This is a genomic window from Clostridium sp. CM039 (assembly GCF_055081075.1).
The window spans coordinates 904,052-927,705 of record NZ_CM143649.1 but is presented as its reverse complement, the minus strand read 5'-3'; the positions used below and the strand labels follow the sequence as shown (position 1 = coordinate 927,705).

At 29.6% G+C, this 23,654-nt stretch carries 24 protein-coding genes and 1 pseudogene; 20 read left to right on the top strand and 5 right to left on the bottom strand.

Annotated elements, in window-relative coordinates; genetic code table 11:
* Positions 1-38: 38 nt before the first annotated feature.
* The 6 genes from ACWJJ2_RS04415 (at position 39) to ACWJJ2_RS04390 (ending at position 5,827) form a co-directional block, all read left to right on the top strand.
* Complete coding sequence (locus ACWJJ2_RS04415; protein ID WP_216304312.1) at positions 39-680, top strand: sugar transferase; 642 nt, start codon at positions 39-41, stop codon at positions 678-680.
* 29 nt (positions 681-709) lie between these two features.
* A complete protein-coding gene (locus tag ACWJJ2_RS04410) occupies positions 710-1,429 on the top strand; it encodes a WecB/TagA/CpsF family glycosyltransferase (RefSeq protein ID WP_216304311.1) in 720 nt (239 codons plus the stop codon).
* A gap of 47 nt (positions 1,430-1,476) precedes the next feature.
* Positions 1,477-2,565 (top strand): glycosyltransferase, encoded by a 1,089-nt coding sequence (locus tag ACWJJ2_RS04405; protein ID WP_253198292.1) that lies wholly within the window; start codon positions 1,477-1,479, stop codon positions 2,563-2,565.
* 106 nt (positions 2,566-2,671) lie between these two features.
* Positions 2,672-3,223 carry a nitroreductase family protein gene (locus ACWJJ2_RS04400; RefSeq protein WP_216304310.1) on the top strand — a complete coding sequence of 184 codons (552 nt, stop codon included), beginning with the start codon at positions 2,672-2,674 and terminating at the stop codon, positions 3,221-3,223.
* Between the two features lie 481 nt (positions 3,224-3,704).
* The gene (gene ltrA / locus ACWJJ2_RS04395; RefSeq protein WP_462952630.1) at positions 3,705-5,114 is read left to right on the top strand and encodes a group II intron reverse transcriptase/maturase; all 1,410 of its coding nucleotides are present in this window, start codon (positions 3,705-3,707) and stop codon (positions 5,112-5,114) included.
* 452 nt (positions 5,115-5,566) lie between these two features.
* On the top strand, positions 5,567-5,827 hold the full coding sequence (locus tag ACWJJ2_RS04390) for a DUF1653 domain-containing protein (RefSeq protein ID WP_165414112.1): 261 nt from the start codon (positions 5,567-5,569) through the stop codon (positions 5,825-5,827).
* Positions 5,828-5,917: 90 nt separating this feature from the next.
* Here ACWJJ2_RS04390 and ACWJJ2_RS04385 read toward each other — a convergent pair whose 3' ends face one another.
* Complete coding sequence (locus ACWJJ2_RS04385; RefSeq protein WP_165414114.1) at positions 5,918-7,267, bottom strand: sodium-dependent transporter; 1,350 nt, start codon at positions 7,265-7,267, stop codon at positions 5,918-5,920.
* A gap of 677 nt (positions 7,268-7,944) precedes the next feature.
* Here ACWJJ2_RS04385 and ACWJJ2_RS04380 point away from each other — a divergent pair.
* The 4 genes and pseudogenes from ACWJJ2_RS04380 (at position 7,945) to ACWJJ2_RS04365 (ending at position 10,516) form a co-directional block, all read left to right on the top strand.
* Positions 7,945-8,805, top strand: a complete 861-nt coding sequence (locus ACWJJ2_RS04380) for a YitT family protein (RefSeq protein ID WP_165414108.1) — start codon at positions 7,945-7,947, stop codon at positions 8,803-8,805.
* 163 nt (positions 8,806-8,968) lie between these two features.
* Positions 8,969-9,097, top strand: a pseudogene (locus ACWJJ2_RS04375) (glycosyltransferase); the annotation flags it as partial.
* 11 nt (positions 9,098-9,108) lie between these two features.
* Entirely contained in the window at positions 9,109-9,390 is a 282-nt protein-coding gene (locus tag ACWJJ2_RS04370) for a hypothetical protein (protein ID WP_462953891.1), read from the top strand.
* A 211-nt stretch (positions 9,391-9,601) separates the two neighbouring features.
* Positions 9,602-10,516, top strand: coding sequence for a GH25 family lysozyme (locus ACWJJ2_RS04365; RefSeq protein WP_462953890.1), 915 nt, complete (start codon positions 9,602-9,604; stop codon positions 10,514-10,516).
* Between the two features lie 162 nt (positions 10,517-10,678).
* Here ACWJJ2_RS04365 and ACWJJ2_RS04360 read toward each other — a convergent pair whose 3' ends face one another.
* Positions 10,679-11,386: a DNA alkylation repair protein gene (locus ACWJJ2_RS04360; RefSeq protein WP_220319722.1), complete on the bottom strand. Its 708-nt coding sequence runs from the start codon at positions 11,384-11,386 to the stop codon at positions 10,679-10,681.
* A 356-nt stretch (positions 11,387-11,742) separates the two neighbouring features.
* On the opposite strand from ACWJJ2_RS04360, the gene ACWJJ2_RS04355 reads away from it, so the two are divergent.
* The 8 genes from ACWJJ2_RS04355 (at position 11,743) to ACWJJ2_RS04320 (ending at position 19,714) form a co-directional block, all read left to right on the top strand.
* Entirely contained in the window at positions 11,743-11,994 is a 252-nt protein-coding gene (locus ACWJJ2_RS04355) for a hypothetical protein (protein WP_220286829.1), read from the top strand.
* A 552-nt stretch (positions 11,995-12,546) separates the two neighbouring features.
* A complete protein-coding gene (locus ACWJJ2_RS04350) occupies positions 12,547-12,852 on the top strand; it encodes a hypothetical protein (protein WP_220286830.1) in 306 nt (101 codons plus the stop codon).
* A 431-nt stretch (positions 12,853-13,283) separates the two neighbouring features.
* Positions 13,284-14,333, top strand: coding sequence for an alpha/beta hydrolase (locus ACWJJ2_RS04345; RefSeq protein ID WP_462953889.1), 1,050 nt, complete (start codon positions 13,284-13,286; stop codon positions 14,331-14,333).
* 254 nt (positions 14,334-14,587) lie between these two features.
* Positions 14,588-15,262, top strand: a complete 675-nt coding sequence (locus ACWJJ2_RS04340; RefSeq protein ID WP_216304352.1) for a response regulator transcription factor — start codon at positions 14,588-14,590, stop codon at positions 15,260-15,262.
* A gap of 38 nt (positions 15,263-15,300) precedes the next feature.
* On the top strand, positions 15,301-16,290 hold the full coding sequence (locus ACWJJ2_RS04335) for a sensor histidine kinase (protein WP_268064147.1): 990 nt from the start codon (positions 15,301-15,303) through the stop codon (positions 16,288-16,290).
* 282 nt (positions 16,291-16,572) lie between these two features.
* The gene (locus tag ACWJJ2_RS04330; protein WP_220286832.1) at positions 16,573-17,343 is read left to right on the top strand and encodes an ABC transporter ATP-binding protein; all 771 of its coding nucleotides are present in this window, start codon (positions 16,573-16,575) and stop codon (positions 17,341-17,343) included.
* Between the two features lie 23 nt (positions 17,344-17,366).
* Positions 17,367-19,295: an FtsX-like permease family protein gene (locus ACWJJ2_RS04325; RefSeq protein WP_220286833.1), complete on the top strand. Its 1,929-nt coding sequence runs from the start codon at positions 17,367-17,369 to the stop codon at positions 19,293-19,295.
* A 152-nt stretch (positions 19,296-19,447) separates the two neighbouring features.
* On the top strand, positions 19,448-19,714 hold the full coding sequence (locus ACWJJ2_RS04320; RefSeq protein ID WP_216304356.1) for a serine hydrolase domain-containing protein: 267 nt from the start codon (positions 19,448-19,450) through the stop codon (positions 19,712-19,714).
* Between the two features lie 34 nt (positions 19,715-19,748).
* Here the strand turns inward: ACWJJ2_RS04320 and ACWJJ2_RS04315 are convergent, their stop codons facing one another.
* Positions 19,749-20,360, bottom strand: coding sequence for a class I SAM-dependent methyltransferase (locus ACWJJ2_RS04315; RefSeq protein WP_220286834.1), 612 nt, complete (start codon positions 20,358-20,360; stop codon positions 19,749-19,751).
* A gap of 157 nt (positions 20,361-20,517) precedes the next feature.
* Positions 20,518-20,664 (bottom strand): transposase, encoded by a 147-nt coding sequence (locus tag ACWJJ2_RS04310; protein WP_216304358.1) that lies wholly within the window; start codon positions 20,662-20,664, stop codon positions 20,518-20,520.
* 232 nt (positions 20,665-20,896) lie between these two features.
* On the opposite strand from ACWJJ2_RS04310, the gene ACWJJ2_RS04305 reads away from it, so the two are divergent.
* On the top strand, positions 20,897-21,061 hold the full coding sequence (locus ACWJJ2_RS04305; RefSeq protein WP_220286835.1) for a hypothetical protein: 165 nt from the start codon (positions 20,897-20,899) through the stop codon (positions 21,059-21,061).
* A gap of 162 nt (positions 21,062-21,223) precedes the next feature.
* The gene (locus tag ACWJJ2_RS04300) at positions 21,224-21,901 is read left to right on the top strand and encodes a hypothetical protein (RefSeq protein ID WP_462953888.1); all 678 of its coding nucleotides are present in this window, start codon (positions 21,224-21,226) and stop codon (positions 21,899-21,901) included.
* 267 nt (positions 21,902-22,168) lie between these two features.
* Here the strand turns inward: ACWJJ2_RS04300 and ACWJJ2_RS04295 are convergent, their stop codons facing one another.
* On the bottom strand, positions 22,169-23,437 hold the full coding sequence (locus tag ACWJJ2_RS04295) for a VanW family protein (RefSeq protein ID WP_462953887.1): 1,269 nt from the start codon (positions 23,435-23,437) through the stop codon (positions 22,169-22,171).
* Positions 23,438-23,654 lie beyond the last annotated feature (217 nt).

Sequence of the window (23,654 nt, the reverse complement as noted above, 5' to 3'; positions counted from 1 at the left end):
CGCTTAAATATTCATCAGAAAGTAGGAGTTAACGCAATATGATAAATATAGATAAAAAAGCGCATATTGAGAATAAGAGGCTTCAATTTGGACTTAAGAGATTAATGGATATTACATTATCTTTTATAGGTATAATTATATTATTGCCTATATATTTAATTATCATTATTGCTATTAAACTAGATTCAAAAGGAGCAACTGTATTTAAGCAGGTTAGGGTAGGTAAAGATGGAAAAAACTTTAATATTTATAAATTTAGAACTATGATAGCTCAAGCTGAAAGCAAAATAGAACTTAATATAGATCCGTTTGATTTGGAGAATTTTGTGTTTCAAGACAAGTCGGACGTTAGAATAACAAGGGTTGGAAAATTTTTAAGGTGCAACAGCCTAGATGAGATTCCACAATTTTTCAATGTTTTGTTTGGACAAATGAGCATTGTAGGTCCTAGGCCTGAAATACCAGAGATAGTTAAGTATTATCCCGAAAGCTACTACCAAAGACTCTTAGTTTTGCCAGGAATTACTGGACTTGCACAGATTAGTGGAAGAGGAGAAATCGAACTAGGGAAAACAGTTACTTATGATTTGGATTATATTAAAAATTTTTCAGTCCAATTAGATATAAAAATTATCTTCTTAACAGTTGTATCTGTGTTTAAAAAAGACGGCGCTTATTAGGTAGTTGTTAATTTGGAGGGGTTTTATTTATGATAACAAGAATTTTTCAATTCGAAATTTTTAATGATACCATAGAAGAATTGTTTAAAAACATAAACAGTTTTAAAAAGGTACATATTGTTTCAGGAAATCCACAAGTTCTTTTTAGTGGGCTACAAAATAATTTATTGTTAAAAAATTTCACTAGTAAAAATTCAATCATTATTCCAGATGGAATTGGTACAGTAATATGTTCTAAAATTGTAGGTCAACCGGTGAAAGAAAAAATTGCTGGTGTAGAACTTATGGATTGTATAGTAAAAAAATGTGAAAAAGAAAGCCAAGGAATATATTTGTTAGGGTCCACCCAGGAAACAGTGAATATGTGCAATATTAATCTGCGAACTAAATATCGCAAATTAAATATTTTAGGGAGTCATGATGGATATTTCGAAATGGACAATTGTGAAGAACTATTAAAAGAAATAGAAAAAGTTAGTCCACAAGTCTTATTTGTTGCTATGGGATGCCCAAGGCAAGAAGTATTTATAGCGAAATATATGGACAGACTTCCTTGCAAAGTATTTATGGGAGTTGGAGGAAGTTTTGATATTATAGCTGGTAATGTTAAACGTGCACCTAAATGGATGATAAATATAGGCATGGAATGGTTTTACAGAGTTGCGAAAGAACCATTTAGAATTAAAAGATTATCATCTATACCTAAGTTTATTTTAATGGTAATAAAGGACAAGTATAAACGTAAATAATTGTTATTAACATCAGAGAAGTAAAGGAGAGGATCCATATTAAAGTTTTGCATGTCATATCTGGAAATGATAATGGTGGTGGTGGAAAACACGTATTAAACATATGCAGTAAATACAATAACAAATTTGAGAATATAGTCGGTTGCTTGGGAGAAGGTCCACTTTACTCAAAAGTTAGAGTTATGGATATTAGCTACAAACTTTTTAGTAAGAAGCTTAATAATATTGAGCTAGTGAATTTTATAAGATGCAATTCGATAAGTTTAGTAAATTTCCATGGGGCAAAGCCATTCCTAATGCATTTAATTTTAAAAAGTAAATTAAACGTACCTACAGTAGCTGTAGTTCACAGTGATTTTAGATATGATTTCCTTAATAATAAAGTGAAATATTTTATTTTTACTCCCCTGAGTATTAAGGGTCTAAAGAGCTTTAATAATTATATTTGTGTATCAAATAATTTGAAGGTTTTATTAGAAGAAAAAAATATTCAAGGAAGTAAATCAGTTGTAAATAATGGTATAGATATAAAGAAAATTAGTATTGTGACGCCAACAGAAGATATACGAAATAATTTGAATTTAAAGAAGAATGATTTTGTATATGTTATGGTTGCGAGATTACATCCTATAAAAAATCATAGAGAAGTTATAGTGGGATTTAGAAAACTTACTATTGAATTTCATGATGTAAAATTGCTTTTAGTTGGTGATGGTGAGCTACAATCCGAACTAGAGAAGTTAATAGTGGAGCTAAAAATAGAAAATAAAGTTATAATGACCGGAAATGTTTCTAATCCAATAGACTATATAAACGCCTCTGATGTTAGTGTTTTAGCTTCTTTAAGCGAGGGTGGAGCACCACCCTTAACGGTTTTAGAATCAGCAATTGTAAAGAAACCTTTGATTTATACTGAAGTGGGCGACTTACAAAGTATATTAGGCGAAGACAGCGGGTATAAAGTGAAGAATCAAAACAACGAAAATATTTATAAAGCTATGAAAGAAGCATATTTAGATAAGAGCAATTTAAACATAAAGGGTGAAAAGTTATATAACATTGTTGTAAATAATTTTACTATAGAGAAGTTTTGGAAAAATTATTTTGAAATTTATAAGAGTATACTAAAAAAATAATAAGTACACTTTTTTATTTTTTTAATTCTATCTTTAAAATTTTAGGTGAAACAACTACATTATTTATGAAGCGATTACACATACTATAATTAAAGGAGTGTGTTATATGGAATTTTATGATGTAGTCAAAAGTAGAAAAAGTATTAAAAAATTTAAGAATACCCCAGTAAATAAAGAAAAATTAGCAAAAATGATTGATTCAGCTATGATGTCCCCTTCATGGAAAAATAATACTTCATACAAATTTATTTTAGTGGATGAAAAAAACAAACTAGAACAAATTTCTAAATCTATAATGAATAAGGACAATTCAGCAGCACAATCAATATTAGATGCTCCGATGACGGCGGTTATAGTAGCAAAGCCAGATGCTTCTGGAGAAGTTGAAAACAGAGAGTATTATTTAGTGGATAGTGCCATTGCTATGGAGCATTTTATTTTGTCAGCTACTAATGAGGGTTATGGAACTTGTTGGATTGCTGCAATTGATGAAGATATTATAAAAAAAGCATTAGCCATTCCACAAAATTACAAAGTAGTTGCAATGACTCCTATTGGGGAAATTGCAGAAAGTAAAGAACATAACAATAAAAAAGATGCAAAAGATTATGTATTCTTGAATACTTGGGATAATGCCTATGCTGAAAACACTAAATAAATTATGAGTTAGATGATTTTTTTTAATTACCCTATGTCTGCAAAAGCAGACATAGGGCTTTTATTGTGCGCCCGGCATGGGCGCAATCTAATGGGTGAAAGTCCCTAGCACGGGTTAATAGTGCCAAGTGCATAGCTTAAGACAAGGGTGTCCATCGTGAGATGGAATCTGAAGGAAGTTGGCGGCCAAACTCCGGTCTGACGAACAGAAACTACATATAAGGCATATGCTTGTGGGTAAGTTTGCAATACAAAACGAAGCCCAAAACTATTCGAAACAAGTGGTGTAAATGTAGCAGATAGATGGAGTGAAAGATTGCGTTCTTACCCGGGGAGATCTGATAGGTAAGTTGTGGATATGAATTTAGAAATAACAACCCATACAGTGATGTATGGCTGAACTATCAGAAGTCAGCAGACGTCATAGTACCATGCAAAACGCGTTAGCGTGGGAAGGACTGAACAATAGGAGGTTTGGAATTTTGAAGGATACGAGAAAATATGATAAAAGCAGACAACTTCATAAAGAAGGCTCTCTACGAGAGAATAGAGTGGAACTCGAAGGTAATGTAGAAGTGCATAGTATTTCCTCTATGTCAGAAGAAGGAAGAAACGATGTGAATGAATATGATAATGGTTTACTCGAGCAGATATTATCGAGAGATAATATGAATAAAGCATATAAAAGAGTAAAAGCCAATAAAGGAAGTCATGGGATTGATGGTTTGACAGTAGATGAACTTCTACATTATCTAAAAGAGCATGGACAAGAATTAAGGCAATCATTATTAGAAAGTAGATATAGACCTCTAGCCGTAAGAAGGGTAGAAATACCAAAACCTGACGGTGGAATTAGGCTACTTGGAATACCTACTGTATTAGATAGAGTTATTCAACAAGCGATATCACAAACTCTAATACCAATATATGAAAAGAAATTTTCTGATAATAGTTACGGTTTTAGACCTTTAAGAAGTGGAAAACAAGCTGTTGAAAAATGTAGGGGATATATTAATGCTGGACATACATGGACGGTGAATATAGACCTTTCTAAATACTTTGATACGATAAATCATGATAAATTAATAAGGATACTATCGGAAGATATTAAAGATAGTAGAGTAATTTCTCTGATACGAAAGTATCTACAAAGTGGAGTGATGATAAATGGGGTATTTATGAATACAGAAGAAGGAGCACCTCAAGGCGGGCCTTTGTCCCCATTATTAAGTAACGTAATGTTACATGAACTCGATGTAGAACTAACAAAACGAGGACTAAACTTTTGTAGATATGCTGATGATGCGAATATATACGTCAAAAGTGAGAAATCAGCAAATAGAGTAATGAAGAGTATTACGAGATTTATTGAGGAAAAGTTAAAGCTTAGAGTGAATAAAGAAAAGAGTACAGTAGATAGACCTTGGAAACTTAAATTTTTAGGATTTTCATTTTACCGAGCAAAAGGTGAATACAGAATGAGAGTTCCTCAAAAACCTATAATCAAATTCAAAGCAAAGCTAAAAGAATTAACTTCAAGAAGTAATGCGATGAGCATGAAATATAGGTTTATGAAACTTAAGCAAGTGATAGTTGGATGGATAAATTATTTTGCTATTGCAGACATTAAAAGTATTCTTAAAACACTTGATGAATGGTTAAGGCGAAGAATTAGAATGTGTTTTTGGAAACAATGGAAAAAGATTAAAACAAAATATGGGAACCTTGTTAAATTAGGAATACCAAACAATAAAGCTTTGCAATATGCAAATACAAGGAAAGGCTATTGGAGAACATCCAATAGCCCTATATTAAACAAAACATTGACCAATAAATACCTTAAAAATATAGGATTAGTTTCTATATCTGAGACATATTTATTAAAACATTAATTTCTATTGAACCGCCGTGTACCGAACGGTATGCACGGTGGTGTGAGAGGTCGCTAAATAAATTAATTATTTAGCTCCTACTCGATTTGTTATATATCTATAAATGAGCGAAACGATTCCTGAAGAAATTATTAGTGATATATTGATGATGTTTTTAAATTGGCAAGAAGAAGGTAATACTGTAGAAAGTATTGAGTGCATAAGGTAAGAAAAGCGGGTATAATGAAGTAAGCTAAGTATGTCTATAATTCTAATGGTAACTTACGTATTAAACTTAAATTTTATAAAAAAATAAATATTTATTAACCGTGAAAAATAGAAAAATGAGGGAGTGGCAGTAATGTCTTCAGATCAAGCATGTAATTAAACTCACTCATTTCAATTTAGAAGAGATAATAAGTTGGAAGATTTAAAGCCTAAAAAATATATTTCTATAAAGAAGGTATGTATTAATGAATGAAAATAATATTGTAATCGGTAAAAAATATAGACATTTTAAAGGCAATGAGTATTTAGTGCTTTATGTAGCAAAACACTCAGAAACGCGTGAAGATATGGTGGTTTATCAGGCCCTTTATGGAGAAAGAGGAATATGGGTTAGACCATTAAGTATGTTTTTAGAGAAAAAAGAAGTTGATGGTAAAATGGTAAATAGATTTGAAAAGATTGATAACGAACTGGAATTAGCCGAAGAAATGCATCACAGTAGTTGATGTTATTAAGGTTGAAAACCAAATTAGTGGCATAGATGTGAAAGGTAAACCACTTCAGTAATGAAGTGGTTTGTTAATAAATATTTTTATTTAAAATTTAATTATTCCTATAGAATTTAAGAAAATAATTAAAAGAAGGATTGGTGATATAAATTTAATAAATACATATATAATGTTTAACACAGAATCGTTATTTAAAGTTCCTTGATTTGATAGTTCTAGTTTGAAATCTTCCTTTTTAGTAAAGTATCCAACGTAAATCGCTATTAAAAGCCCACCTATTGGAAGTAATATATCTGAAGATAAGTAGTCAAAGGTATCGAAAAATCCTCTCTGGCCTATTATATGAATATTAGCAAGGGCACTCGTGGGATGAGCCGATAATGTTGCGAGAATTCCAAACACCATCATTATGCTTGTTGTAAATAATACAGCTTTCGTTCTACTCATACCCTTTTCTTCTGTAAAATACGCAACTGGGACTTGAACCATAGATATCAGTGCTGTTGTAGCGGCTATTGCAGTTAAAAAGAAAAATGCGACTAATAATACACTGCCAAAAGGTATTTTTGAGAATACAAGTGGTATAGTCATAAATAAAAGACCAGGACCTTCACTAGGTTTTAGACCAAAAGAGAATACGGCTGGGAATATTGCAATTCCTGCCAATATTGAAATTAGTGAGTCAGATAAAGCAACCTTAACTGAAGTTGCTATCATATTATTATCAGGTGTAAAATAACTTCCATAAGTAATCATTGTTCCCATTCCGAGGGACAGTTTGAAAAAGGCTAGACCAAGAGCTGCTAATATAACACGTCCAGTTAATTGCGAAAAATCCACATGAAATAAAAATTTTAATCCTTGTGATGCACCTGGAAGTGTTAATGCCCTTGCACCACATATAATAATTAGTATGAATAATACAGGCATAAGTGTCTTTGTTATTCTTTCAATTCCATTTTTAACTCCTGCAATTAAGATTATTGAAACTACGATGAGAACTATAAATTGCCATACTATTGGAGACAGTGGTCCAATTAAGGTTGACATGAATTTTGCCGAAGCAGTACTAGAAGTAACCCCCCTAAAATCGCCCTTTATTGCCTTGAATACATAGGAATAAACCCATCCTGCAACACAGCTATAAAAAAATGCTATTAGAAATGCTGTAGATGTCCCCATTAATCCAATAGTTTTCCAGCCTTTAGCAGCATTTAATTTTTTAAAAGCTCCGACTGCATTTTTCCTTGATTTTCTTCCAATGTAAAATTCACATGCCATAATGGGAATACCAACTAATACAACACATAAAAGATATACTAAGAGAAAAGCTCCTCCACCGTTAGACCCTATTAAATAAGGGAATTTCCATATGTTACCTAAACCTACGGCTGAACCTAATGTTGCAAAAAAAATTGCAAATCCTGTAGAAAACATCTCTCTTTTATTTTTCTCTGCCACTGCATATCACTCCTCTTTATCTTTAATTAAACAATTATCTGTACTACAAAATTAGAGTACTGTTTAAATGATATCAAATTTATTTAAAAGGTAAAATTAATTTGTATCTGTTACTTTAACACCTTAGCACGTACATTTAAATATATCAATAAAAAAGTATTATTACGGAACGTTATTTTTATTTATTATTTCTCTTATTAGTGTATATATTCATATCTTATGAAGGTGTACAGACAAAGCAAATTAAGATAAAACACCGATATAAAAAGTAAAACAATATGATTTTACCTATTTATATAGTTTAGGTATGTTTAAGAATAGTTAAAATATTAAAATTTTCCCATCTGCAGAACTTAGTTTAATCTCTAGTTCTCAAAAGGGGGATTCAAAAACCGATACTACAAAATAACAAGCTTATGTATTAGGATAACGCCATAAAACAAAAAAAATCTAGTTTTAATCCACCATTTACTATGCAGTAGAACTGTATTAGGTACATGGTGGTTTTTTATTCTTATTTACATTTAATTCATATAATGATACTGTTATGACACACTATAACAAGAAGGTCTATATGATTAATTCATAAAGTTTTCATGTTAAAGACTATTATAGACTCTGAAAAATAGCTTTACTCTGGAGGAGGAAACAATATGTTTAATTATATAAACAAAAATATCATTAAGAATATCTTCTTTATACTACTGGGAAGTTTGATATCTTCACTCGGAATTAATTTGTTTATTTCCAAAGCCAAACTTCTAAGTGGTGGTGCAACTGGTATATCGTTAATTATCCAATATTTATTTAAATTTCCTGCTGGATATACTATACTCTTATTAAATATTCCGTTATTAATACTAAGTTATAAATATCTTAACAAACGATTTACTATTTTTTCAATTATAGGTATAATCTCATTTTCTTTGTTCTTAATTTTAACTGCTCCTTTAAAAGAACTGATTGGCACAAACGATACGTTACTATTATGTTTATACGGTGGAGTATTAAATGGAATTGGCATAGGAATAATATTCAGCAATCACGGTTCCGGAGGAGGAGCCAACATTGTTTCAGCTTTGATAAAAGTAAAACATGATAACTTTAATATAGGACAAATATCATTTTGTGTTAATATGATAATTGTTTGTATCGGTACTTTCTTTTTTGGAGTAACTAGCGCGTTGTATACTATAGCTTCTATGTATATAACGGCTGAAGTTACCGATAGAATAATTCATGGAATGAAAAAACAAAAATTAGTTCTTATTATTACTACAAAAGAAAAAGAAATTTGTAGTGGAATTTTGTATAAAATGCATAGAGGAGTTACTTTTTTATATGGAGAAGGTGCATATACTGGTAATCATCAAAAAATATTATTCTGTACAGTAGCACTCCATCAAATTCCCGAATTAAAATTAATAATTAAAGAAATAGACAATAATGCTTTTATGATAATAGTTGATGCTTCAGAGGTGAGAGGTAAAGGATTTAAAAACGATTTAATATAGTAGTAACCACTCCAACAGTAACTGGCTGCCTTTCTTAGGTAGCCTTTTTATATAACTTATCACATAAAGTTCACATATTAATTTGATGCTGCTGATACAATTTACCCTTATAATTTTAATTGTGGAGAAACATTTAATAATTAAAGTGAAGGGAATGATAATAATGAGTAATGGAATTATTTTTTCTGTAATAGTGCCTTTGTATAATGAAGAACTTGTTATAAATGAGAGTTACAAAAGATTAAAATCCGTCATGGATCAAACACTTGAAAACCATGAAATTTTATTTATTATAAACCATTAATGATTACTGGCTACTTTGGAGCATTTGCAGGTTTAATAGGTACTATTTTATTAATTAGTAGTATTACAACCTCACTGTTTAAGCAAAGCAATATATTAAATTTAGGTCTAATACTTTCCATTAACTTAATTATGTTTGGCATTATGTTTTGCTTTCTCGCTATTATAGGGCAATATAGTGGAAGAATATCTGATGAGAGTAAAGACAGACCTTTATATATAATTGCAAGTACAATAAGTTACAATGAACTTAAAAACAGAGTGACTTTTAAAGGTAATTGAGGATAGTATTGTGGATATGAAAGGTATAGAAAGTTTAATTGCTGATTTGATACTACAGCTACTAAGCTATGTGGCAGGGGACAATAAATATCAGAGAAGTTTTCACCAGCAAGATACTCCTTTGTTACATAAAAATATTATAAACACCTGAGCGGTATCAAAGATGTGGGTTGAAACATATATTGTTACGAGAAAATAATTAAAATTGGAGATGGGTTTTATTAAAGGAATAGATATATCTAGTTACCAACAAAATGTAGATTTAAAAAAAGTAAAAAACAGTGGAATAGAAATAGTTTATATTAAAGCCACGGAAGGAATCAATTATAAAAATCCACTGTTACAATCACAATATAGTGGAGCAATTGAAGCAGGATTTAAAATTGGGTTTTATCATTTTTTAAGAGCAAATGATCCAATATTAGAAGCAAAACATTTTCTAAGTGTTATAGAAGGGCTTTCATCCGATTGTAAATACGTTATAGATGTAGAAGTGGCATTAGGGCAAACCGTAACTAAGACAAGCTCTAATGTAAGACTTTTCGCGAATTATCTAATATCAAATAATAAGGAAGTATGCATTTATACAGGAGATTATTTTTACGCAAACAATTTAAATAGCTCAGTTAAAGATATACCTTTGTGGGTGGCCCATTATGGAGTAGCAAAGCCCGATGCAATTAATTATATAGGATTTCAATATTCAAGCTCTGGGGGAGTAGACGGAATAAATGGACCTGTTGATTTAAATGAATTTAAATCTGATATATTTATTAATTCAGTCTCACATGTACCTGTAAATATTGTTGTAGTAGCTTTTCAACATGCTGTCAACTTAGTCGGTTTAAAAGATAAAAACGGGGACAAGCTTGTTGAAGATGGCATCAAAGGTACACATACTAATGAGGTTGTAGCTAAGACATTTGTTACTAGAGGCACCCATAATGAACTTGTAAGGTGGATACAGCAGCGACTTATTGCATTAGGATTTAGTTGTGGTAAAACAGGATCTGATTCAAATTTTGGATTGAACACATTATTATCTGTTCAGCATTTTCAGGCTTCAAGAGGGTTAAAACCAGATGGAATTGTCGGGCCAATAACCATAATACAACTTTTAAAATAAAAAGTAGTTTTTGTGAATGTAACTCAAAAGTATTGTGTTACATTCATAAATTTTAATAAATTGGTATTTAATTTCTTCTTTTACTTGTTTATGCCAAATTTATTAGGGAAGGGTCTCTTCCTTCACTTGGTTGCTATTTTTTAATTGTTTTGAGCTAAACCCCTAACAAATATATTTCTTTCTTTTAATTCCTATTTTATCCATATTAATCATTTTTTCTATAATTTCCTTAGCTAGTGGCACTTTACAACTAGTTTTATTCATTAAAACATTAACTTTACCTATATTAATAGCAACCTTTAATGCTTTTTCATTTAATTCTGTTATATAAGTTCCAACATCTATTATAAACCCATTCATAGTATATTTAACCCTATTCTTTTCATTACGTATATTTGCTTCTATTTTATTTAAAAGATATCCTATTTCATTAATATCAATTAGATTATCCTCTGCTACAGATATATAAATGCTATATGTACTCCAACCACAAGCTGCAATCATTTCATTTTCAGATGTTATCCATTCCTTTGCAAGTTCTACTGCATAATCACTTCCGGCCGTTACAGTTGCAACTATATATTCCGCAATTGGATAACAATAAGCTTTATCTATCCACCCTTTCAGTTCTTCCTTTGACATGCTTTTAGGATTTATAGATAATGCTGCTAAATACATAGCATCATAAATCCCTGTTTTATATAATTCTTTCGCCAAATCATCATTTTTCTTTACAAACTTAACTAACTTTTTCAAATTAGCTATTTTAGCTCCAAAGAACGGTTCGCATATTCCATGATTAGACAATACATTTTTTATTTGAGGTGTCCCAAATGCTTCTATTTTGTTTACTATTTCATTTAACTCCATAAAGTCCTCCTAAATTATTTTATATTCTCAAAAGTTTATTTCTTATTTTCCTTATTAATATCAGCGTAATCAACCATATTATTAAACATCCTCAGTGTAGCATTGATACTCATTATCAATTATATTTTACTGAATAAAACATAATCTGTCAAATATATTAAAAAAATATTACCAATAAAAGTTTTAAATTAATTAAAATGGAGTTCTTGGTTTTTGTGAGATTCAGCGACGATAAATCACTTAAAGATTGTACCATATAATAATAGCTATCTTAAACTATATTTTATAGAATTGGGTAAGCTATAGTATACACTTATTAATACAGTGTAATTTATATATTTGAAGGGAGAATACTTATGAATAATAAAAATAAAAACGCTAATGTAAGCAGTAGCACTAGTGGCGCCACATTACAATCAAGTAAAGAATCAACTGGTTTTAAGGTTGGTTCAGTAAAAGTGCTAAGTAATGAACAATCTTATGCATCAAAGGACGATCCAAGCACTGATATGTCTACTATGACTAATAATATTAATTTTAGCACTCCAGAAGATGTAAAAGAATTTAATGAACGTTCAGAAGCTATTATAGCTGCAGGCAAAAAATAAACTAAGTATTAGATTAAGAGGATAAATATAAATTATGGATATAAAAAACTTGAAGAGATTAAAGCTGATGCCATATATGAAATTAATCAAATGGTGGCTCTAATCGATAATCAAATGGAAGAAATGGTATTTTATAGTGAGTATGGTTTTTATGAATGGTAGGAACCATTTTATTTTAAATTTTTTTAGTTAATTAATTTTATATTACACATAATATAACGTAGTGCAATTTTAATATCAGAAGGAGAATTATTATCACTTACATCTATGAAAAATCTAATAAGCCGTGAAGATTAAATAAAGCAAGTCTAAACTAGAGTTTTAGCAATGGAAGGAAGTCACCTTGGAATTATATTTTACAAGGCAATTCCAATAAAATACTGCATTGGGCATTCGTCCTAATGCAGTATTTTATTTATACATCAAGTCTAATAAGATATTTGCATAATATGATAATGTATCCTTTTCAACAATCAATAATTTTGCTGGTAGGTACCCTTTCATATCCCGTGAATATAATAATATCATAGAATTTATTTAGGAGGATTTATTTTGGAAGAAAAAATAAAAGATGGTAAACCAACATATCAACCTTGCCCATTTATGTTGCAACAACCTATGGATTATACTGGTATGATGGGACAAATGTCTATGAGTAATCCAACAGAAAGAGAAGAAGATGAAGACTTTCTTGTAAGACAACACGGTCACGGAGGTGGCGGTGGACATTTTGGACATGGTGGTAACTTCGGTCACGGTGGTGGACTTTTTGGTGTCTTTGATTTTTTTCCATTCTATCCTTATCCATATTATGATTATGATTACGATTATGATTATGATTATCCAACACCTTATTAAAGAAATTATAAAACAACAAATTGGGCAATCTCCTAAGAGGCTGCCCTTTAAATTATTGTGCTACTGTTTGATTAACTATCAAAGTTGCAACTAGCTTAAATGTAGAAAGCTATAAAACAACTATTAACTTTCCAATATCAATTGGTAACTAAACGATGTTCAAATAAAATATCCAATAAGCGCACTCCATATAATTATTAACCTATGTTCATTATATGGTCAGTATAAACAAAATTTGAATAGGGTAATATAATATAGTCGATATAAAATACAAAGGCGATTAACATATCTATCTATTCGTGATATTAACTTATGGATATATCAATGAGTTTAGTTATTTATTAATCCATCCATAGTACTGCATAGGATTGGTACCAATCATAAATAAAAATGAATTTTGTAAATAGTTAAGTTAATGGTGGAGGTATTGAATGAAAAAGAAAAAAATATTTTGGATTTTTTCTGCTATTGTCTTGATTGTTACAATATACTGTTTTCTTTTAATTAAAAACTTTTCTAGAACAGGTGATGGTAAGCTTGATACATTATTTGGTGTAATGTCAAAAATAGAAGAGCATTTTAATCCTATTTCACTTAAAGGAAAATCAATATATGAAATGCGTGCAGCATTGCATAAGTCAACAACTATATGGAATTCCAAACCTATACCCTTTTCCGATATAAAAAATATGGATATAAAAACAGATTCAAATCAAGTGCCAGTGCGAATATATACGCCTGACGGCAATGGGAATGAATTGCCTATCATAATTTATTCACATGGCGGCAGTTGGATTAGCGGTAGTATTGATGACTATGACAATGTTTGCAGGAAGCTTTCAAAAAATTCAAGGGCTATAGTTGTATCTGTAAATTATCGTCTTGCGCCAGAAGATCCATTCCCAGCTGGTCTTAATGACGTATATAATGTGCTCCAATGGGTTTATAAATATGCTAAGAGTATTAATGGGGACTCCAGTCGAATATGTGTTGTAGGGGACAGTGCTGGGGGCAACCTTTCTGCAGTAGTTGCACAAATGGCACGTGATAAAGGTGGCCCACACATAATCTCTGAGGTACTAATATATCCATCAACAAACATTTATCAACTAAATACTAAATCTTGGTCGTATTTTGGTATGGATTATAATCTTACAAGGGAAAACTCTGAAAAATTTATATCCCTATACACTCCAAGTTTAGAAGAAAGAAAAAGTGGATATACCTCGCCTTTATTATCTGAAAATTTTAAAGATTTACCAGACACACTCATAATCACAGCCGAATTTGATCCATTAAGGGATGACGGTGAAGCTTACGGTAATAAATTAAAGGAAGCAGGTGTGAATGTAATTTCTACCAGATATAAAGGTGTTACACATGGCTTTATCTCAATGGATAAGATTACGAATAAATCAGATGAGGCTTTAATCGAAATTTCAACATATCTAAAAGAGCAATTTAATAGAAAGCAAATTTAATATTATGCTAAATAAATATTTTTTAATTACTTATATAATTAAACTTTATGGTGAATACATAAATATACAAAATATTTTAAACTAACCGGAAGTAAAGGGCCATGTAATATTAAGTTTTTAAAGCCACTAATGTTTAAAGTATAGTTTTACATTACAGTACTTGGTTAATGTTGTAAGCCAACATAATGGTGTAGATACCCATTTTATAGTATAATGGAGAAGAATCAAATTCCATTTTAAAGTGAGGTTTTTACATGTTTAAGATAATGATAGTAGAAGATGATATTAGGATAAAAGAAATATTGCTTGAAAATGTAATGAGATGGGGTTTTGATGGAAAAGCCATTGAGAACTTTAATGAGGTGTTTATCGAGTTTTCAAAATACTCTCCACATCTAGTTCTTATGGATATAAACCTTCCTTATTTTGATGGTTTTTACTGGTGCTATAAAATCAGAGAAATATCAAAGGTTCCCATAATATTTGTTTCTTCAAGGAATAACAATATGGATGTAATAATGGCAATTAATATGGGAGGAGATGATTTTATTCAAAAGCCCTTTTCCTTAGAAATATTGATGGCCAAAATAAATGCATTGATAAGAAGAACATATTCCTACGCAGATGCGCAGACTAATGTGCTTGAGTATAAAAACATTGTTTTAAATATGAAGGATAATAGCGTGTTTTTTAAAGATAAGAGGGTAGAACTAAGTAGAAATGAATTTAGCATTCTATATCTACTTATGAAAAATAATGGCAATTTAATAAGCAGAGATAAAATTATGCGAAGTCTCTGGGAGGATGAAAGTTTTGTTGATGATAATACCCTTACAGTGAATATCAATAGACTGCGTAAAAAATTAGAGAATATTGAACTAGAAGACTTAATTAAAACAAAAAAAAGGCAAGGGTATACAATACTATGAGATTTAGAAATTTTTTAAGGGACAGGATATTTTTAATTTTGTTTTATTTTATATTGATGCTATTTATTTCATCGGTGGTGTATTTTAACAATGAAGTAAAAATAAGTGTTGGCGATATAGCCTATATCAATATAGTAGGGTTTATTATGTTTATACTTTACTTAATATTTGAGTATTTAAAAAATAGAAGATATTATAATGTTATTAAATGTATTATAGATAACCAGAAAGAGAATATTGTTAATTCGTTGCCTATGCCATTAAATTATGAACAAAGGCTATTTGGAGAAATTCTTATGAAAGTTAACGAAGAATTCAATTTAAAAACAGATAGATTACATGAAGGGAAAAAAGAAAATGTAGACTTTATAAATTCCTGGGTTCATGAGATAAAAACGCCTATTTCTGCATGTAGATTGGTTATAGAGAACAGTATGTACAAGTCTAAGGAGGAGACCTTAAGTAACTTAGAGGATGAAATAGATCATATAGAGAATTACGTTGAACAAGCATTGTACTATTCACGATTAGATAGCTTTTCAAAGGACTATTTAGTAAATGAAATAAATATGCATAGTCTAATTGTTGGGGTTGTGAAAAAACATGCAAAGGAATTTATAGGTAAAAAAATAAAGATAGAATTAAGTGACTTAGAATTTACTATAGACTCAGATAAAAAGTGGCTTTTCTTTATTTTGGATCAGATTTTATCAAATTCATTAAAATATACAACAAGCGATGGACTTATTAAAATTAGTGGAGTATTAAAGCACAATGAGAAACAGCTTATTATCCAAGATAATGGAATTGGAATAAAATCTGAGGATATTAATAGGGTTTTTGACAAAGGATTTACTGGATATAATGGACGGGATGATTTTAAAGCCACAGGTATGGGACTCTATCTATCAAAAAATCTTGCTACAAAGCTTGGTCACCATATAACTATTGAATCAATGCATTCTGAATTTACTAGAGTAACAGTTCATTTTCCAAAACTTATAGAATATTATAGGGTTACAAACTAAAAATGTGGTTTGTAGCCCTATTTTTTTAAAACTTACAACAATGTAAGTTTAGAATGGACTTTGTAATGTTACACAATGGATTGGGTATTAGATTTGTTATAAAATAGAATTGTAATAAGCGAAAGGAGCGAAAGGGTTTTAGGGACATTTCAGAAGGAAGTCTCCAACTTTTATAAGTGGGGGTATACTACAACAAAGAGAAATTTCAGTAAAAATCTAAATCTCCTTCTGAAGTCGTTAATATTGCAGCTTCGAAGAGGATGATTTAAGGAGGAAATAAAAATGGAAAATGTATTAGTTGCGAGAAATTTGAAAAAGGTTTACGGCTCAAGGGGGAATGTTTACACTGCATTGAATGATATAAACCTTGAAATAAAAGAAGGGGAGTTTATTGGAATAATGGGGCCTTCAGGTGCAGGAAAAACTACATTATTAAATATTATATCAACTATAGATAAACCAACTTCGGGAGTAGTAACTATTGATAAGGAAGATCTTGCAAAAATGAATGAAGATAAGTTAGCTTCTTTTAGAAGAGACAAATTAGGCTTTATATTTCAAGATTTTAATTTACTCGATACGTTAACATTAAAAGAAAATGTGGTGCTTCCATTAGCTCTTGCTAGAATAAACATAAAAGATATTGAAGCACGGGCTAGTATTATAGGAGCTACTTTAGGTATAAAGGATATATTCAATAAATATCCTTATGAGGTATCTGGGGGACAAAAACAGAGAGCAGCTGCTGCCAGAGCTATTATTACTAAACCTAAGATTATACTAGCCGATGAACCGACAGGTGCGTTGGATTCTAAATCTTCCACAGAACTTTTACAATCTTTAAGTGATTTAAATGAAACTCAAAGGGCTACTATTATGATGGTAACGCATGATGCCTTTGCTGCCAGCTATTGCAAACGGATAATATTTATAAAAGATGGTTCGCTATTTACGGAGCTTGTCAAGGGCACAACATCACGAAAAGAATTTTTTAAAAAGATACTAGATGTATTGGCTGCCTTAGGCGGGAACTTCGATGAAGTATCAATTTAACTTAGAAAGGATGTGATATACAGATGAATTTATTTAATATTACTTTTAGAAACATAAAGAGAAATTTTCATAACTATTTAATATATTTTGTATCCATGGTATTTTGCATAATGATTTATTATACCTTTACCTCCATCGAGTACAATAAACAGGTTACAGACTTAGCGGCGGATTCTATGAAAGTAAGTACTGCTTTTAATGCAGCCTCCATTGTTATAGCAGTGTTTGTAGCTATGTTTATATGGTATTCAAACTCATTTTTTACTAAAAAAAGAAAAAAGGAAGTAGCTTTATACTCCATGCTTGGAGTTAAGAAAAAGCAGATAGGAAGAATGTTATTTTATGAGAATCTAGTAATGGGAGCGCTGGCACTTGTGGCAGGCATATTAATAGGAACGTTATTTTCAAAATTATTTGTAATGATTTTAATTCATATTATGAGCTTTGATGTAAATGTTAAATTTGCTATATCGTTAAAGGCTATTATTAGCACAATTATAGTATTTTTAGTGATATTTATTATAGCATCCGTGCATTCATATACACTAATTTATAGATTTCAGCTAATAGAACTTTTTAAATCAGAGAAGGTGGCACAGAAGCAGCCAAAAGCTTCACTAATATTGGCTCTACTTTCTATAATTTTTATTGGGACGGGTTATTATATGGCACTAACCTATAAATTTGATAATTTATCTAAATTGTTAGTTATATTAGTTAGTACAGTTATTGGAACTTATATGTTTTTCTCTTCACTTATAGTATTTATTGTTAAGCTTTCTAAGAAAAATAAGGTTAAATATTTTAGGGGCTTAAATATGATAGGTACTTCTCAGCTTTTATATAGAATAAAAGCTAATGGAAGATCTTTAGCTACTATTGCAGTGCTTAGTGCAACAACTATTACGGCTATGGGAACCGCAGCATCGCTTTATTATGATCAAGTAAATAGTATAAATAAGTTAACCCCATTTAGTTATGACTATAAGAGCAATGGCAAAACGTTAGATGAACAAATTGATCAGATCATAAATAAATATCCGAATAATAAAATTAAAAGTTCTACTAATAGCGAATTTTTAATTATAGATAGTAAATGGCCTGAGATATCAAAGATGAAAACGCAGCCATTAACAAATTCAAAATCCTTTATTATATCAGAAAGTACTATGAAAGAATTATCAAAAGCAAGAGGAATAGATTACAATATATCTTTAAATTCAGATGAAGTATTATTTTTTATGCGTATGTATTCAGATAAGATGATGGAGAATCCTGTTGGGAGGAATATACAGCTTAAAATAAAGGATAGAACAGTTCCCTTAAAAATAAAAGATTTCAAAGAGAGCCTTCTAACTAATTCAATTGATATAAATGATTCATTTATGCAAGATACCGTAGTTGTAAAGGATGAGGTTTACAATAAATTATATGATAAAGATAAGGTTATAAAAAGAAGATTTATAAATATTGAAAATCAGAAAGAAAGTAAAAAGCTTACATCAGAAATAGAAACAGCACTAGGTAGTAAAGAAGCCCTATCATCATATTATAAGAGCTACATACATACTATGACTAGTATGGGTATTATAATATTTTTAGCATCATTTATAGGGTTTGTGTTTTTGATATGCACTGGAAGTATAATATTCTTCAAACAGCTGTCAGAGGCTGGTGAGGATAAGGACAAATACGATATACTAAAAAAAATTGGTGTGAAAAAATCAGAAATAAGGATTTCTATAGCAAAGCAAATGATTTTTATATTTGCACTACCTTTAGTTGTTGGAATAACACATAGTATTATTGCATTAACAATTCTGCAAATTATGCTTAGCTCGAGCTTAGTATATCCCCTTCTTATAACTGTGGGAGTATACACTCTGATTTATTTAATATATTATATATTAACTGTTAATTCTTATTGGAAAATAGTTAATGTAAAAGCATAAAAATTGATTGGAGTATCAAATTTATACTTACATGTTGTATGGAAATCGTAAGAAAAAATTAAGAAATATTGAAATACATTGCAAGAAAAATAGCCTATATACTAATAGTTGTTAGATGTTGGTAAATAATTTTAACAATTAGGCAAAATGTAATGTATATATCAAGAAGTTTAAAGTATGGTAATAAATATGTAACTGGTTTTAAAATCAAAAATGACTTTCCAAAACCAGTTACACTTAGAAATTTGTTAACTCATACTGCAGGCCTTGATGATAGATTGCCACTTTACTATAAAAGTATAGGTGATAAATTTTATGATTCTGTTGAACCCTTAGGAGAACTTTTAAAAAGAGATCTTCCACCAGTTATCAGAAAACCAGGAAGCTTATTTCCAGCATATACATTATTAATTATTTGATAAAAAATAAACTCTTACTCAGATGGAAAGTAAGTTATTTTTCGCCGATACATATATAGGTATATTTTGTTGACTTATGCCAGCTGATATTTCTAAACTTTCTTTCATTAAACATTTTTGTGATTTCAATTTCTGAATATATTCTTACATCACCACCATCACTGAATTTAATAAAAACATTCATAATCTGCCTTATTGGAGTAAACATCCACGTATCGCAAAGAATAAATTTACCCTGTGGTTTTAATACCCTATGAATTTCATCTAAAGCTTTTAATGGGTTAGGATAGTGGTGAAAGGATTCCGTACATATCACTACATCAAAGCTATTGTCTTTATAGGGTAGATTTTCCGAATCACCTTGTATTAGTTCTGCTTTTTCTTCTAATTTTTGCCTTGCGATTGTTAGCATTTCATCTGATAAATCCAGCCCATAAGCATGTATATTAGGCTTTTGTTCTAATAATAAAGCTAAAACACTGCCTGTACCACATCCTAAGTCTAAGATTGTGTCAAACTCTATTTCAGATAATATTTTTATAACGTTAGGATAACATTCTCTTGGATACTTGCTATAATTACTTTCATCATATACTTTAGCTTGCATATTGAAATTTTGTTTTGATTTCTCCTTATAATCTTTCATAGTTCACCTCATTTAATATTTTTAAATAAATATAAGTAAATTCAGTCATTTTTACAGGTGTTAACTAAATTATAGTTCAATTAATTACTAATTATAACATAAATTTCAATTATAAGGGATTGGATTATTTAAAAAGTGGTTCTCTGCCTTTGCAAACTCATACAATAGCTTTAACCATAGCCATTGTATGAAATTTAAGTTCCAAAATTCTTATTAAAGTTTTCGGATAGGTGAACCAACTATCGAACAAAACATAGGTTCCAGGTATGGCATAAGCTACCGCTTGCTTTAGCAGGTCAACCATTACATCTGGTGATTTTTTTACAGCTGTTGCTCCGATTAAAAGGAGTCATTTAATCTCGTGAAAGTATTTTTTCACAATCTCAGTTTATAATAGCAATTAAGATCATTTTAAATGATTTTACCTAAGTAAACGTATTAACTACCCATTTGAGAAGTTGCTAAGCCTTTGTATATCATAGTATAGTTTTAACATAGATTGAAATTATGAGATATTTTAGGAGATGAAAAATCATATGGGGTCAGATATTATAGTAGGAGTTATCGGTAGTGTATTAATAGCTATGGGGTTAATGGGATTTAAAAAAGACATGACATTACTAAAGATGGAATTCGAAGGAACAAAAATGGAAACTGAAAAAACAAAAAAATGTAATTGGCTAAAAGTATTATACGTATAATTCATAAAACAAGAAAAGTTTAGCAATTCCGCTAGGCTTTTTCTTATTTACAAATATATTTTGATTGTCTATATTTAATGTTTTAACTTATTCTGATTTTTAAGTTTTATTCTTGATCTAGTAGTGAGAGTTTAAAAGGAGGTGAGATATACGAATGATATATTGAATAAAATTATTGAACAGGGAAATAAAGATAATGATAATATCGATTTAGCTGTAATAGCTGAAATAGAAAAATATATGGAAAATCACATAAAATGTGATTTTAAATTAGATTATAATTTAGTTTCTAGATTTATATTATTAGAACATAATTTATATGATGATGAAAAATGTATAAATTGTCTTAAGTATTTATTAGAAAAACATAATGTAGATGATGTGAAGTACAAGGCATATCTTGTAATATTATTAGCTTGGATTGAGGATGGTGTTAGCGAGAGATCAGATTTTACAAGGAAATTTTTAGATAATATATTAATGAATAGTACTGATTCATATATAAAATCTATGCTTTATTATTTAAAAGCATTTGATTTTGAAAAATGTTCAAGTATAGATTCAGATAATATAATACAATTATTAAAATTTTCTATTAGTACTGATAAACATGCTAAAAATAGTTATATACTTCTTTCTAATAAATACAAGCAATTAGGAAATATGAATTTATCAAAAAAATATCTTGAAGATGGATTGAAAAGTATAAAAAAAGTACTTTCATTGGACGATTTAAGTAAAAATGATATGACAGATATACAATTTTTCTTTAATTCAGATATAAAAGGTAATATTACTGATCAAGCTTCGTACAAAGAAATTTTTATTTACCGAACTTAAATGATAATATTAAAGGGTCTTTAAATTTTTTATAGAATTATATTAAACATTGAAATGTCGGAATTAATTAGGAATATTAAGAAAATAGGATTAGATATAGAGTAAATTAAAAAAAGAAAAGCTTCTGTCTAGAGAAAATTTGCCTTGAATATAAAAATCCCCCCAATCATAGTTTTCTTATCCTACAATTGGGGGGATTTCGCAATGACCATTTTTAGGGGTTCAGTTCATAGGAAAGGTAGGTTGTCCAACTAATGTTAATATTTTCTATGAAAGTTTATCAGTATAAAGAAAGGTTTTAGACACTTGATTACCGTTCTCATATGTTATTCTAAATACATTTACTTTCTTTCCTACAATTTCATTAACAATATCATATTTTTTATTGTTAAGAATTGAATTTGAGTAGATACTAAATGTTACATTTTTGTTATGTACTGCAGATTCTATATATATAGGATAAGAAGTAGTATTTTTAAACCTATAATCGAGAGAACCGTAGGCAACTGTAGCATCCAATCCTGCACCAATATAGCTAGAATGCATTGTATGCGGATATCTTTCTACAGATGTTAAATTAGTTCTAAGTACTGCATTATAAAGTGTAGTTGAAACTTGGCATACTCCACCACCTATGCCATCTACATATTTGTCGCCTACAATTTCTTTTGATGTTTTATATCCTCGTTCAGAAGTTCTATCACCTACTACATCATTAAAACTAAAAACATCTCCCGGCATAAGTAGCTTCCCATTTATAGCATTAGAAGATACTCTAATATTTTCTGAACGATTTTCATTTGAATTTCTAAAGTTAGTTGTAACACTAGATATTTCAGCATTTATACCTTTTAAATCATTTTCTTTAATTTTAGGTTCAACTTTTTTTAATTTAGATTCGATTACTAAATTTTGATCTTTTTCAATAGTATTAACTTTGTTAATTATAGCTTTTTTTAAACTGGCAGAATCAACACTAAGACCATATTCATCTTCAGTTATAACTAATTGACCTGAATTGTTTCTGAAAATAGTTGCATCTATTGCATTTTTATTGTTGTCCTTAGCAATATCTTTAAGTAAGGTATCTAGAATGGCATAATTGTAGGTATATTTAACATCAAAAGTTTGCTTGCCAGGAGACGTTATAGCAAAATAATTTTTAAATAAATTCTCTTTTCTACCAATATCGTAAGCTTTATTAATGACAACATTGTAATCCTGTTTTATTCCAAGTTTTGATGTATGGACGGTATAGTGTTTTTCATTAAGATTTATTGTTATATCTTTTTTAGCAATAATATTATTACGATTTTTAATAATAGCATTTTTCGCTTCATCCTTAGTCATGCCACCTAAATTTATATCCTCCACCCATACCTCGGGATAGATCTTTAAGTCGTATTTTAATATAGTAGAATACATAATAATTAATTGGACTCCTATTAGAGACACAATTATTCCTACTATAATCAAGGTTGTTCTTAACCTTTTTTTTCTTTTTTTGCTTGCTTTTGACATAATATTTAAACTCATGTTTTTTGCACCTCTCCTTACAATTATTGTTTTTCGACTATAATCCGCATATTAATACATATTTTGTTGCAACTAAGTACATTATAACTGATTTTTGATAGAGAGTTATTACAAAGAAGTTACTTTTATTTTTAATTTTTTATTCATTCTACTATTTATAGTTATACTGATGTATATTAGTAGTTGATAGTTATTTTTGAATATAAAATTAGTTGTA